This window comes from Bacteroidia bacterium (genome assembly GCA_019695265.1).
Lineage (GTDB): Bacteria > Bacteroidota > Bacteroidia > JAIBAJ01 > JAIBAJ01 > JAIBAJ01.
In genome coordinates this window covers 15,073-28,733 of the sequence record JAIBAJ010000038.1, presented here as the reverse complement: position 1 = coordinate 28,733, position 13,661 = coordinate 15,073, and the positions used below count along the sequence as shown (strand labels likewise).

Genomic DNA, 13,661 nt, shown 5'->3' with positions numbered 1-13,661 from the left:
GAAAGTTGGTGGAAGGAGGTAGCGAACATAGCTTCGGTATTCACGTAGCTCAAATGGCAGGTATGCCTAAAAAGGTTATTGAACGGGCAAATCAGATTCTTTCTCATCTGGAAAAAGATCATTCTTCCGAAGTTCTAACCGACAAAAAATCCGGAAAAAAAACAGGAAAATCCGATTCAACCACACCTGATTTCCAATTAAGCATTTTCCAATTAGACGATCCGGTTCTATCTCAAATTAAGGAAGAAATTCTCAAAACCGACATTAACACCTTGACTCCTGTAGAGGCTTTAATGAAGTTAAACGAAATCAAACGTGTACTAGGAAAGTAACCTGGCAATGCTGTAAAAGTTAATTAGAACAAACTGGTTATTATTTTAAATTTCTGGTATGCGGGCCCCCTCCGCCCAACAAAATTTGTTGCAAAGTTCAAGTCCTGCAAGATGGGCGTTCGGGTCACGCTTTCGGCTGTAGTCCTCGTCCCGCTAGGCTAGCGCCATAGCGGGCCTGTGGGCTACTTGCCTCTATCGTTGCCCGAGGCGCAACCTCAACCTGATAGTTCTTTACCAATCTTTTTGGAAAAAATAGTCCCAAAATTATATTGAAAAATACAGGGATAAATACCAATGCAAAAGCTGTTTGGGAAAAGTAGTGCGAAGCATCATTGGACTATTACAGATATGCAATTGGAAGAAGCAGGGTCTGACAAAAAAAACCAGAATTGCATCAAATGCAAGACTTTCCCGGTTATTAAGAAATAGCCCGACAACTAGCTGGAATAATGACAAATCAAATCAGGAAAATACCCGGTTAGAGGGGTATTCTGCAGATTTTGCTATTTTTTCCTTTTATCTTTTAAATCACCATTTTTCCAGGCCTGAATAAATTTTGCCCAGGCAATTGGATTGAAAATATTATATGTAGGATATTGCCCGGTGTGATATAAAATAGCGGTTTGACGTTGCATCGCCAAGGCATAGTTTTCTTTACCATCGAGTGACAAAGTTTCATACTTCTCCAACATAATTTGTTGATCCAAATTTAATTTTGCCCTTTCATAATCATCATTTGGAATTTTCAAATTCATGAAGGCTTGACGAAATTGATCTCTCGTTGGAAAGGCGTAGATAGAAATTTCTTTCAAAAAGATATTATCCGGTATCAGCACTTGAATTAAACTATACCTACCACCCGTAAGTGAATCAGGAATTACATAGGATGCTCTTTTGAAGCCAATGCACGAAAACTGGATAGTATCTCCTTTGGCAGCAACAAAGGAAAAGAAACCATAATAATCGCATAAGGTACCCCGGTTGGTTCCCTTTATCATAACAGAGGTATATGGAACAGGAGTTAAACTATCATGGGTTAATACCACACCGGAAAACTGAATTAATTCCTTTTCCTTTTTAGACTCAGCATTTTGAGCTTGCACCAAGATGGCATTTAAAACAAAAAGGCAACCTAGTAAAAGTTTGAATAGTCTATTCATGACAAAGCAAAAGTACCCTGTTTTCTAATTAGGAGAGCACAAAAGTCGTTAATTATCTTACCTACTATAATTCGGAGCCTCACTAGTAATGGTAATACCATGCGGATGACTTTCCCTTATACCTGAATTGGTAATTCGAATAAACCTGGCTTTTTGCAATTTGTTGATATTGGCTGCACCGCAATAGCCCATTCCGGCTCTTAAACCACCGACCATTTGATATACAATTTCACCAATACTTCCCTTATATGGTACTCTTCCAACAATACCTTCGGGAACTAACTTTTTAATATCGTCTTCGGCATCTTGAAAATACCTATCCTTGGAACCTTTTTGCATAGCTTCCACAGACCCCATTCCTCGATATGTTTTGAACTTTCTACCTTCAAAAATAACGGTTTCTCCCGGAGATTCTTCGGTACCGGCAAACAAAGAACCGGCCATAATACAGCTTGCGCCGGCAGCTAAAGCCTTAACAATATCACCGGTAAACCGGATTCCACCATCCGCAATTAAAGGAACTTCGCTACCTTTAAGAGCTTTCCCAACCTCATAAACTGCGGTTAATTGAGGCACACCAACACCTGCAATAATTCGAGTAGTACAAATACTGCCGGGTCCAATTCCAACCTTAACTGCGTCGGCTCCGGCCTTAACCAAATCTTTTGCAGCCTCACCGGTGGCAATATTTCCAACCACCAATTGCATATTCGGCAATTTTTTCCGAATATCCTTTAAGGTATCTATAACCCCTTTAGAATGTCCGTGTGCTGTATCGATTACTATAGCATCAACCCCAACATCGGCCAGGGCTTTAGCTCTTTCAAAGGTATCCGGTGTAATTCCCACTGCTGCAGCAACCCTTAATCGACCCAATTCATCTTTACAAGCATTCGGCCTAAGTTTGTTTTTGATAATATCCTTATAGGTAATTAATCCAACCAACTTATAACTTTTATCTACTACCGGAAGTTTTTCGATTTTGTATTCCTGAAGAATAGCCTCGGCCTTTTTTAAGTCACGGGCATGGGTGGTGACTAAATGCTCTTTGGTCATTATTTCAGCCACCGGACGCATTGGATTCTTTTCAAAACGCAAATCACGGTTAGTGACAATTCCAACTAAAGTTCCATTGGCATTAATTACCGGAATCCCACCAATTTTATTCTCCTTCATTATTTGGAGGGCATCCCCTACCAAGGCATTCTCTAATAAAGTCACCGGATCTAAAATCATTCCACTTTCCGACCGTTTTACTCTTCTAACCTCATTGGCTTGCTGTTGAATGGTCATGTTCTTATGCAGAACTCCTATACCTCCTTCCTGAGCAATTGCAATGGCCAGACTCGAATCGGTAACCGTGTCCATTGCGGCAGAAACGATAGGGACATTAATTTTAATATTCCTGGTAAAGTAAGTACTTACATCGACATCGCGAGGTAAGACTTCTGAATAGGCAGGAACTAATAATACATCATCGTAGGTGAGACCTTCACCTAAAAATTTGTTGTCGGAAGCTGGCATGGAGTTGAATTAGGAAACTAATTCGTGCAAAAATAAGAAAAATAAGGCTGCAAACCATCTATAAGTAATTTTTAACATCCACACGAATAAAGATACTTTACATTCGCAACCTTCGTTAGCAAAAAAACGAAAACCATGATTAAATCAAGCAATTTTATTATCCTTTCCTTCTGCTTAATGGCCATTCTTTCTTCTTGTGGAACTCAAGTAAAAAAGCCGGCAGATAACCCAACCAGCGGACGAATAGCTATTTCGGTAGATGAAACATTTACACCTATTATTGATTCCCAGGTAAGCACTTTTGAAAGCCTTTATCCGGAGGCAGAAATTGTTGCTAATTACCTTCCGGAACAAGAAGCATTTAAAAAACTATTGGAAGATAGTATGCGTTTGGTGGTAAGTTCAAGAGAACTAAACGAACAGGAAAAGGCATATTTCAAATCAAAAAAAATATTTCCTACCACCGCAAAAATAGCCTATGATGCTTTAGCCCTCATTGTACATCCTGAAAATGATTTAAATAGGGTGGATTATGTCGATTTAAAAAGTGTATTTGATGGAACATACACCTGGGATTCGTTAAAGAAAGGCAGCGGTTTGGGATCAATAAACATAGTATTCGATAATAACGGAAGTAGCACCGCCAGATACATTCAAGAAAACTTCCTGAAAGAAAAAAACTTTCCTAAAAATTGTTTCGCCGTAAAATCAAATCAGGAAGTTATTGAATATGTTGCTTCCCACAAGAATGCCATTGGAATAATTGGTGTTAATTGGATTAGCGATTCCGATGATCCGGCATCACAGAAATTTATGAGTAAAATTAAAGTTTTAGATATTCAACCTTTAGAAAGCAATCCATTAAAACCTGAATATTTTGGACCTTACCAGGCCTATATTGCCACCAAACAGTACCCCTTAACCAGAACCTTGTACATCATCAGCAGAGAAGGAAGAACAGGTCTTGGCACAGGGTTTGCAGCATTTGTTGCAGGCGATAAAGGTCAACGAATTATTTTAAAATCAGGAATTGTTCCTGCAACTGCTCCGGTAAGAGTGGTTGGTTTCCGTTAATGACTATTTTTGCCTCCTTTTACTAAAAGCAACACCGTCTCCATGAAAAAGACAATTTTATCAGTTTCCCTTGTATTTGCTAGCATTTACGCATTTTCTCAAACCTTAGAACAAGGAATTAATTCCATCCAAAACGAGCGTTACAATCAAGCCAAAAACATCCTCAAGAATATTTTAGGCAGTAATTCTGACGCCAGTTACCACTTGGGTAAATTATATTATTCTCAAGGAAAAATTGACTCGGCCCGAACCATATTTGAAAAAGGTATTGCTCTTAATCCTAAAGCCCCCGGCAATTACGTTGGAATGGGTTTATTGGCTTTAGATAATGGTAAAGTGGAAGATGCAAAAAAACAATTTGAAATCGCCTTAGCTTGCCTTTCATCAAAGGATGCAAAAGCACAAATAATGATTGGAGAAGCATATACCATTTCCAAAAATAAAGACTTAAATCAAGCTATTCTTTACCTAACCAGGGCAACCAACCTCGACAAAAAAAGCTATGATGCCCAAATTGCACTGGGTGATGCTCAGGTCCAAAAACCGGATGGTGGCGGTGCCGCAATGACTGCCTACGAAACCGCTATTATGATTGACCCCAATAAACCTTTGGCATATCTTAAAAAAGGTGATTTATGGTTTAACGCCAAAAGTTACGACAACTCTATTGAAAGCTTTAAAACAGGTCGAGATAAAGACTCCACCTTTGCCCCGTTCCATAGAGAATTAGGTGAAATTTATTACTTGGTTAAACGCTATGATCTGGCAGTAAAAAGTTATGAGAAATTCTTGACTTTAACCGAATCAACTACTGAATATAAAACACGAATGGCTTATTTCTACTTCTTTAATAAGCAGTACGATAAAGTGGAAGCATTAATTAACATAATTAAGAAAGAAGACCCAAACAACAATATTCTTAACCGTATTTTAGGTTATTCCCTGGAAGAACAAGGGAAACATGCCGAAGCTTTGAGTTACCTAAAAGAGTTCTTTTCAAAAGTTGACTCTAAAAAAATTCTTCCTTCAGATTACGAATATCTTAGTAAAGCCTATTTAAAATCAGGTAACGATTCATTAGCTGAAATTAATATAGTTAAAACCATTCAATTGGATTCCAGCAAAACTGATTTATTAACCGATCTTGCAAAAAGCTATTCTGACAAAAAACTCTATTCAAAGGCAGCCAATGTTTATGCCATGAAAGTAAAATTACCCAAATCCAAATCAACTGATTGGTTTCAGTTTGGTCGCTCTAATTATTTAGCTTTCCAAGCATCTAAAACCGACACTGCCCTACTCTATCGCGCTGATTCAGCCTTTTCTAAAGTTGTTGAATTAACCCCGACCGTGCATTTAGGTTATTACTGGAAAGGCTTAACAAACTCCTTATTGGATTCTAAATTAAAAACCTTGGCTGCAGTTCCTTATTACGAAAAAGTGGTTGAAATTGCATCTTCCGATAAAGTAAAATTCGCTAAAGATCTGCTAACAGCCTATAAATACTTAGGTTACGTAAGTACTCAAAAAGACGAATTAACCAAGGCAAAAGAAATGTACGAAAAAGCCTTGGAAGTAGCCCCCGAAGATGCCGATGCCAAGAAATTCCTCGACATCATTACCAATGAAATTAAAACAAAGGGTAAAAAATAGTTCGTTGAATCCTTGTTAATAATCCTTGTATTTTCCTTGTTTATTGAAAGTGGCGTAGTCCTACTTTTGAGAGATTAATCCACCATAAAACCATGAAAATACTTGCCAATGACGGTATTGACTCCGTTGGAAAACAACTGCTTGAAGAAGCAGGAATTACCGTAATAACTGAAAAAATAAATCAAGAAGAACTTATTGATTATCTCAACAATGGTAATTTCACCGGAATAGTTGTTCGAAGTGCAACCAAGGTGAGGGCAGATTTAATTAATGCCTGCCCAGGCTTGAAGGTTATTGGCAGAGCCGGGGTAGGACTTGATAATATTGATGTAGCAGCAGCCCAGGAACGAGGAATCACAGTACTTAACACTCCGGATTCATCTTCTCAAAGTGTTGCAGAATTGGTATTCTCTCATTTTTATTCCATCGCTCGTCAATTGCAATCTGCACATATTGAAATGCCAAGCAATGGCCACTCTAAGTTCAACGATTTGAAAAAAGCCTATTCTGCCGGAGTAGAACTAAAAGGTAAAACTTTAGGAATTGTTGGTTTTGGCAGAATTGGACAGGCAGTTGCCAAAATAGGAATTGGATCCGGAATGAAAATAAAAGCCTACGATCCATTTTTACAAGCTGCTGAACTTGAATTGGAACTATTTGGTATTGGAAAAATCACCGTAGAAATAAACACCGGAAGCTTTCAAGATCTTATCACCCAAAGCGACTTTATCACCTTGCATGTACCACATAAGGAAGGTTCTCCAGCCTTGATCGGTGCTGATACCTTAGCCAAAATGAAAAAAGGTGTTATTTTGGTTAATGCTGCTCGCGGAGGTGTAATTGATGAAGCAGCACTTTTCGACGCACTGGAATCGGGACAAGTTGCAGGAGCAGGTTTGGATGTATTTGTCAATGAACCAACCCCATCAACTAGTTTGCTTCAACATCCAAAAGTTTCCTCAACTCCGCATATTGGAGCTAGCACCCTCGAGGCTCAAGAACGAATTGGGGTGGAAATGGCCAAAAAAATTATTGACTTTTTCCAAAAAAACTAAATACCTTTAGGTATGGCTTTGGTTCTCCCATTCAAGGCTTTTTTGCCTGAAAAACTCTCAGCCCAACAGGTGGTGAGTAGGGCTGTAGAAAATTATTCCAAGGAAGAACTCCTAAGCATTACCGCATCCAATCCAAAATCTTACCTTAACATTATTCGGCCTGCAAACCATGACGAACCCAAAAACATGGTTAGGGTAAGATTTAAGGAATTTGTTCAAAAAAACTGGTTCCATGCCTTGAAAAAGGATAGCTACTTAATTTACCGGCAAACCGATGCCGAGCGTAGCTTCAATGGAATCATTGCTTTAGCCAGCGTTAAAGATTACGAAAATGGACAAATTAAACTGCACGAACAAACCCTTACCGAACGGGAAAATTTATTAGCCGAGTACCTCGATCAGGTAAACTTGAATGCAGAACCGGTTTGTTTTACCCATCCACGCAACCTTCACCTGGAAAACGCCATTCAAACCATTCAAAAAAAGAAACCTTACCTCGATTTTCAAGAAAATGAAAGCATTCGCCATCAACTTTGGCTAGCTCAAAATGAAGATGAAATTCGTTCCATTCGGGTAGCATTTGAACATATTCCGGCTATTTATATTGCCGATGGACATCATCGCTCAGCTAGTTCAGTTCGACTTGCCGAAATTCGCCGTAAACAGCAAAAAACATTGAAAAACAATTCCCCTTGGGAGTTTTTCATGAGCATTTTTTTCTCTGAAGATCAACTTCAAATCATTGAGTTTAATCGCTTAGTCAGAGATATTGAAGGCTTTAATCTGGACCAATTACTTGCTAAGTTGGAAAACAATTTCAGCATTATCCCACATGGAGAAAATCCTTTTGAACCGATGTATCCTCACGAATTTGGGATGTATTCGGAAGGACAATGGTATGAGTTAAATTTAAAAAACCAGGAGCAGCTTGGCAACAATCCGGTGGATAAGCTTGACCCTCAGATTTTTAATACCTTCATTGCTGAACCTTGTTTTGGAATATTTGATCTTAAAACGGATAAACGAATTCGATTTTTATCCGGGAAATCAGGATTAGAAATCTTACAACAACGAGTTGATAGCGGGAAGTACCAAGCGGGATTTACCCTGTTTCCGGTGAGTGTTCAGGAGTTATTTACTATTGCAGATCACCACCTGACTATGCCTCCCAAAAGTACCTGGGTTGAACCCAAGCTACTGAGTGGACTTAGCGTTTATGACCTTGGAAATTAATCAATTGTAGTTTCAATTTCTTTACCAAAACTTTCATTCCTTCCGGATTTCTTAATTTTCATGATGCGGGCCCCCTTCGCCCAATCCGGCAATCTTGCAACTTCAAGCAATATTGCATGGGCGTTCGGGTCACGCTATCGGTTGTAGTCCTCGCAGCACTTGGCTAGCGCCGCGTGCTGCTGTGGGCTACTTACCTCTATCGTTGCCCGAGGGTGCAAACCCAGGCTGATACTTCTTATCCAACTTTCTATTTTTATCTAAGGTTTGGTTGAAAAGGAATTTTCCGGGCTATCCTTATTTTTAGACAATTGTACAATAGGAAATAGTGAAATTTGAAATCTTTTTAAATGGGAGCAGAGTGCCGACCTTTGGGGTTTAGTCCGGGTAGGGATAGAAGTGGAAAGCCCACAGCCATCCGCGGCGATAGCCAAGGTTGGCGAGGACTTGGAACGGATAGCCCGACCATGAGCCCTTGCAAGAAAAATGGGTAACAGGAAAGCGATGGGAGGGCGAATGGGACCCGCCAAATAAAAACAAAAAAAAAGGGAACTCAAAAAATGAATTCCCTTGTTGTAAGTGAGCTGAAAAATTAAACAGCCAAAACTTCTTTAACTTTATCAGCGGCTTCGGCAAGCATGATAGCTGAATGCACTTTTAGACCACTTTCGTCAATGATTTTCTTAGCTTCAACGGCATTGGTACCTTGCAAACGAACTATAATTGGAACACGAATTTCACCGATGTTTTTGTAAGCATCAACGATACCTTGGGCAACGCGATCGCATCGAACGATACCACCAAAAATATTAACCAAAATGGCTTTTACATTGGGATCTTTCAGAATGATACGGAAAGCTTGTTCAACTCGGGCAGCATTAGCAGTACCTCCCACATCGAGGAAGTTTGCAGGTTCTCCACCACTCAACTTGATAATATCCATTGTTGCCATGGCTAAACCTGCGCCATTTACCATACAACCCACATTTCCATCGAGTTTTACGTAGTTTAGGCTGTATTCACCGGCTTCAACTTCGGTAGGATCTTCTTCTGTTACATCGCGCCATGCGGCTAAGTCTTGGTGACGGAACAACCCATTTTCGTCCAATGTAACTTTAGCATCAACAGCAATAATTTTATCATCGGAAGTTTTCAAAACAGGATTGATTTCAAACATAGCTGAATCGGTGGAATCGTAGGCTTTATAAAGAGCAGCCACGAATTTGGTCATTTGTTTAAATGCTTCACCTTCCAGACCCAGGTTAAATGCAATTTTACGACATTGAAAAGCTTGCAAACCGGTAGCCGGATCAATTTCTTCCTTAAAAATAAGGTGAGGAGTGCTATGAGCAACTTCTTCGATATCCATACCGCCTTCGGTACTATACATAATGATGTTTCTACCTTTTGTTCTATCAAGGAGAACGCTCATATAAAACTCTTTGGGTTGGGAAGGACCGGGATAGTAAACATCCTGACCAATAAACACCTTATTTACTTGTTTTCCGGCTTCACCTGTTTGGATGGTAACCAAAACATTACCTAGAATATTGCGGGAAATAGATTCAACATCTTCTAATTTTTTTGCCAAAGCAACACCGCGTTGTTCGGTACCAACAATTTTCCCTTTTCCACGACCACCGGCATGAATTTGAGATTTCACAACCCACCAACCGGTTCCTGTTTGTTTTTGTAATTCTTTAGCTGCTTCAACTGCTTGTTCAGGCGTTTCAGCAACAATACCTTCTTGTATGGCAACACCAAATGACTTTAGCAACGCCTTACCTTGATATTCATGTAGGTTCATTCGTACGGATTAATTTTATAGGGGCGAAAGTAAATCGAATCAGGCAATGATACAACGGAAATACAAAAAGATTCCTAACACCTTGTTAATTACCGGTTGAAAGAGTTTAGAATCAACTCCCTGGGACTGCATTTTATAAGAATTATTTAAAGCCGGCAGATTGGCTACGAAATATAGACGACAGCAAATGTTGGATGCCCAAATATAGCGGCACTACGGATGAAAACAATTCCCTATTTTTGCTTCCACGGAATGGTAAAAAAATCGATTATCCTGTTTATCCTATTGGGGAATTTTGTGATGTCAAAAGGCCAGAATTTGGTTCAAACTGGCACCATACAGGATTCATTTACCTACTTTACTACAGATAATTTAGGTAACACCTATACAGTACAGAAACATGAAGTTAAGAAATTCAGGCCGGATGGAAGTTTATGGTTAAGATTTAGTAACATCAGTTTAGGTGATATCACTTACCTGGATGCTACCAATCCGCTAAAACTACTGGTATTTTACAAAGATTTCTCCAGAATACAATTTTTAGATAATATGCTATCGGAACGCAGTCCGGTTTTACAATTACAGCAGCTAGGCTATGATCAAACGGTTGCTTGTTGTACTTCGTTTGACAATGGGTTTTGGCTATTTGACCAATTAAATTTTGAACTGGTTCGGTTTAACCAAGAGTTGGTACAAACCCAAGACATCAAGAATTTAAATCAAATTGTTGGATATGAATTTACACCCAATTTTATTACCGAACATGCCAACTGGTTGTACATGAATGTTCCTGATCGCGGAATTTTGGTTTTTGACATATTTGGCACTTATTTTAAAACCATTCCGTTGCTTGGACTGACGGAATTTCAGGTATATAATGACTTGGTTTATTTCTTGATGGATGGGAAACCTATGGTATACCACATGAAAACCCTACAAACAAGTAGTTTAGAGCTGGAAGAAATTCTGGTTAAATTCCGAATTGAAAAGGATAAAATTTTTACTCAAAGTTCACAAGACAACGGAACAATTAAGGTATGGAAAAAGCAGTAAGCCCTATTCCCTGGAAGGCTTTACTTTTCCCTATTCTATTGGTTAGTCTTCTTTGGATTATTCATGCAGCCTTTCAGTTTAGCGGGCTAAGTGGGATTAGTTTTGGAATACTTCCACGCAATGCAATGGGAATTTCCGGAATTATAACTTCCATCTTCATACATGATGACTGGAGCCATTTAATTAACAACAGTATTCCATTATTGGTTTTAGGTTGGGCCTTGTTTCATTTCTACCCCAAGGTTGCCTTTACGGTAGTGGCTTATATATGGTTAGTTTCCGGATTTTGGTTATGGCTTATTGGTAGAGAATCTTTTCATATTGGTGCCAGTGGCCTTGTATATGGTTTAGCTTTTTTTCTCATTCTGAGTGGAATTTTACGCAGGGAAGTTCGGGTAGTAGGAATATCCTTCCTGGTAATTTTTTTATATGGAAGTATGATCTGGGGAATTTTTCCAATTGATTTTAAGATTTCGTACGAGGGTCATTTATGCGGTGCAATTGCCGGATTATTGATGGCTTGGTATTACAGAAAAACAGGAATTCAAGCCCCCGTTTTCATTTGGGAGGATGACGAAATACCGGACGATGAAAATGCATATTGGAAAGTAAAGGAATCCGGCAAGGATGAAAAAACAATAGTTGATTCGGATAAACGGGAAGAAAACAAAAATGGGGATACGTTTACAAACGAATCCCCATTCCAATAAGATAAACTTTAATTATTGTTTTAGTGCTTTTAATTTATTAGACACATCTTCGTATTTGGCTGTATCGCCGGTACGAGCATACAATTGTTTTAAAGAACCAAGTGTACTTTTATCCTTTGGATCAAGCTGATGAGCTTTTTCCAAATATGGCAAAGCTTTGGCAAACATAGCTTCTGCTCTGTTTTTTTCAGCATCGTACAATTTGTTATCCTTTATACCACCTGCAGCATCCATAATTTTAACAGCACCATTAAAGTACAAGGCACCGAGGTTATAAACTGCATCGAAATAGCTTGGATCAATTTCAAGTGATTTCAAGTAAGCCTTTTCAGCTTTCTCCATTAGAATTTTATATTCAGCTTCAGTGGGTTGAGGTTTTCCCTCGCTTGGATTTGCTAAGTTGTTATTGATAGTCCCCATAGCGAAGTAAAGAATTTTATTGTTAGGGTCCTTTTCTATAGCCAATTTCAGGTTTTCTTCCGCTTCTTTATCCTTGCCGCTGCTAAGGAAATAATTAAATTCCAGAATAATTAGTTGGCCATCGTTTGGATATTTAACTCGTCCTTGACGAACAATTTCGATGTATTTATCCATTTGATTCAGCTTTTTATACATTTCGGCATAGGCCCAAAATGACTTTTCTTTACCATATCCTGTTCGGATACATTCTTCCCACATGTTTTTCGCTTTATCCCAATTTTCTATTTTTTCAGCAACTAAAGCGGCATTGTAGGCTGCCTGAGTATCTAGTTTGGCTACCAAAGCATGTTTACTTAAGTTGTAGCTGGCTTCAAAATAAGTAAGGGCATTACCAAATTCTTGTTTGTTGTAGGCACCGATACCCTCAGCCATCATTTGATTTTCAGCAATTCGCATGCGGTTAATCAATTCATCGGTATAATCTTTTTTCTTATCCAACTCAGCACATCGGATATAAGCCTCTACAGCCTTGGTGATAGCCATAGGATCAAGGCTTTTGTATTTTTCCTCCTTACTTTGGTATATAGCATGATACACCTGTGCCCGAAAAAACCATGTTTTGGCGTCATTCATCGTTGCTTCATGCTGAGAAGCTTCGTCAATGGCGGTTTTTGCATTATCCAGTTCGCCATATTGGAGGTAGTTATAGGCACTGGTTCGTTTAGCTGGTTGTGCATAAGCTGTCATTACTAAAAAAGCAGCTTGCAGAGAGAGGATTACTTTTTTCATGTTTGAAAGAATGGTGCAAAGGTATATGCTAAATGCATAGATTCACAAATCCTGCCAATTCCATAAAACTTATATCATGAAATAACATTTTTTAATGATAGGCCCGTTTAGCAAGGAAATTTTACCTGTTTATTTGCGTAAACCATTCTCACATGGGAACAAACTATAAAATATTATTAGCTGAAGACGATGAAAACCTTGGATTTATGATCAAGGACTATTTGGAATTGAACAACTTCAAGGTAAATTGGCAACGAAATGGCAAACTGGCACTTCAGGAATTTTTTCAGCAGGAATACGACTTATGCGTATTTGATGTAATGATGCCCGAAAAGGACGGATTTACCTTAGCGGAAGAAGTTAGGCGAATTAATCCCAATGTACCCATTATTTTCTTGACCGCTAAAACGATGAAAGAAGATAGAATACAAGGTTTTAAATCCGGGGCGGATGATTACATTACCAAGCCATTTAGCACCGAAGAATTTTTATTGAGAGTTGAAGCTGTAATGAAACGAAGCTATGGCAGAGGAACTGAGAGTGCGGAAAAGAAAGGACTATATCAAATTGGAACCTATGAATTTGATTACCAAAACTTATCGCTTAAACACTCCGGCCATTCCCAGCATTTGACAAGAAAGGAAGCAGATGTACTCAAAATTTTATTTGTACATAAGAACGAAATATTAGCCCGAGAAACGGCATTAAAAATAGTTTGGGGAAACGATGACTATTTTACCGGACGCAGCATGGATGTATTTATAACCCGAATCAGAAAGTACCTAAAGGATGATCCCAAAATCCAAATCGTGAATATTCACGGAGTTGGATTTAAAATGATAATAGATGAGTAG

The 13,661-nt window shown here is 38.8% G+C and carries 12 protein-coding genes; 8 read left to right on the top strand and 4 right to left on the bottom strand.

Annotated elements, in window-relative coordinates:
* Positions 1-332 (top strand): DNA mismatch repair protein MutS (locus tag K1X82_07475; protein ID MBX7181936.1); only part of this gene is annotated, 332 nt, incomplete at its 5' end.
* Positions 333-835: 503 nt separating this feature from the next.
* Here the strand turns inward: K1X82_07475 and K1X82_07470 are convergent.
* Positions 836-1,492 (bottom strand): carboxypeptidase-like regulatory domain-containing protein, encoded by a 657-nt coding sequence (locus K1X82_07470; GenBank protein ID MBX7181935.1) that lies wholly within the window; start codon positions 1,490-1,492, stop codon positions 836-838.
* Positions 1,493-1,549: 57 nt separating this feature from the next.
* Positions 1,550-3,016, bottom strand: coding sequence for an IMP dehydrogenase (gene guaB / locus K1X82_07465; GenBank protein MBX7181934.1), 1,467 nt, complete (start codon positions 3,014-3,016; stop codon positions 1,550-1,552).
* Positions 3,017-3,151: 135 nt separating this feature from the next.
* Between guaB and K1X82_07460 the strand changes: the two genes are divergently transcribed.
* The 4 genes from K1X82_07460 (at position 3,152) to K1X82_07445 (ending at position 8,031) form a co-directional block, all read left to right on the top strand.
* Positions 3,152-4,090 (top strand): substrate-binding domain-containing protein, encoded by a 939-nt coding sequence (locus tag K1X82_07460; protein ID MBX7181933.1) that lies wholly within the window; start codon positions 3,152-3,154, stop codon positions 4,088-4,090.
* A gap of 42 nt (positions 4,091-4,132) precedes the next feature.
* Positions 4,133-5,743: a tetratricopeptide repeat protein gene (locus K1X82_07455; protein ID MBX7181932.1), complete on the top strand. Its 1,611-nt coding sequence runs from the start codon at positions 4,133-4,135 to the stop codon at positions 5,741-5,743.
* 92 nt (positions 5,744-5,835) lie between these two features.
* Complete coding sequence (locus K1X82_07450) at positions 5,836-6,798, top strand: D-2-hydroxyacid dehydrogenase (GenBank protein MBX7181931.1); 963 nt, start codon at positions 5,836-5,838, stop codon at positions 6,796-6,798.
* A gap of 12 nt (positions 6,799-6,810) precedes the next feature.
* Positions 6,811-8,031: a DUF1015 domain-containing protein gene (locus tag K1X82_07445; GenBank protein ID MBX7181930.1), complete on the top strand. Its 1,221-nt coding sequence runs from the start codon at positions 6,811-6,813 to the stop codon at positions 8,029-8,031.
* A 589-nt stretch (positions 8,032-8,620) separates the two neighbouring features.
* Here the strand turns inward: K1X82_07445 and sucC are convergent.
* Positions 8,621-9,835: an ADP-forming succinate--CoA ligase subunit beta gene (gene sucC, locus K1X82_07440; GenBank protein MBX7181929.1), complete on the bottom strand. Its 1,215-nt coding sequence runs from the start codon at positions 9,833-9,835 to the stop codon at positions 8,621-8,623.
* 219 nt (positions 9,836-10,054) lie between these two features.
* Here sucC and K1X82_07435 point away from each other — a divergent pair, with 219 nt between their 5' ends.
* Complete coding sequence (locus tag K1X82_07435; GenBank protein MBX7181928.1) at positions 10,055-10,888, top strand: hypothetical protein; 834 nt, start codon at positions 10,055-10,057, stop codon at positions 10,886-10,888.
* Positions 10,873-11,598, top strand: coding sequence for a rhomboid family intramembrane serine protease (locus K1X82_07430; protein MBX7181927.1), 726 nt, complete (start codon positions 10,873-10,875; stop codon positions 11,596-11,598). Before K1X82_07435 ends, K1X82_07430 begins: the two co-directional genes overlap by 16 nt.
* 12 nt (positions 11,599-11,610) lie before the next feature.
* On the opposite strand, the gene K1X82_07425 is transcribed toward K1X82_07430, so the two are convergent.
* Positions 11,611-12,807 (bottom strand): hypothetical protein, encoded by a 1,197-nt coding sequence (locus K1X82_07425; protein MBX7181926.1) that lies wholly within the window; start codon positions 12,805-12,807, stop codon positions 11,611-11,613.
* A gap of 152 nt (positions 12,808-12,959) precedes the next feature.
* Between K1X82_07425 and K1X82_07420 the strand changes: the two genes are divergently transcribed.
* On the top strand, positions 12,960-13,661 hold the full coding sequence (locus K1X82_07420) for a response regulator transcription factor (protein ID MBX7181925.1): 702 nt from the start codon (positions 12,960-12,962) through the stop codon (positions 13,659-13,661).

Coding starts and splice junctions, on each gene's coding strand:
- K1X82_07470 (MBX7181935.1), bottom strand. CDS start 1,492: ATGAATAGACTATTCAAACTTTTACTAGGTTGCCTTTTTGTTTTAAAT.
- guaB (MBX7181934.1), bottom strand. CDS start 3,016: ATGCCAGCTTCCGACAACAAATTTTTAGGTGAAGGTCTCACCTACGAT.
- K1X82_07460 (MBX7181933.1), top strand. CDS start 3,152: ATGATTAAATCAAGCAATTTTATTATCCTTTCCTTCTGCTTAATGGCC.
- K1X82_07455 (MBX7181932.1), top strand. CDS start 4,133: ATGAAAAAGACAATTTTATCAGTTTCCCTTGTATTTGCTAGCATTTAC.
- K1X82_07450 (MBX7181931.1), top strand. CDS start 5,836: ATGAAAATACTTGCCAATGACGGTATTGACTCCGTTGGAAAACAACTG.
- K1X82_07445 (MBX7181930.1), top strand. CDS start 6,811: ATGGCTTTGGTTCTCCCATTCAAGGCTTTTTTGCCTGAAAAACTCTCA.
- sucC (MBX7181929.1), bottom strand. CDS start 9,835: ATGAACCTACATGAATATCAAGGTAAGGCGTTGCTAAAGTCATTTGGT.
- K1X82_07435 (MBX7181928.1), top strand. CDS start 10,055: ATGAAAACAATTCCCTATTTTTGCTTCCACGGAATGGTAAAAAAATCG.
- K1X82_07430 (MBX7181927.1), top strand. CDS start 10,873: ATGGAAAAAGCAGTAAGCCCTATTCCCTGGAAGGCTTTACTTTTCCCT.
- K1X82_07425 (MBX7181926.1), bottom strand. CDS start 12,807: ATGAAAAAAGTAATCCTCTCTCTGCAAGCTGCTTTTTTAGTAATGACA.
- K1X82_07420 (MBX7181925.1), top strand. CDS start 12,960: ATGGGAACAAACTATAAAATATTATTAGCTGAAGACGATGAAAACCTT.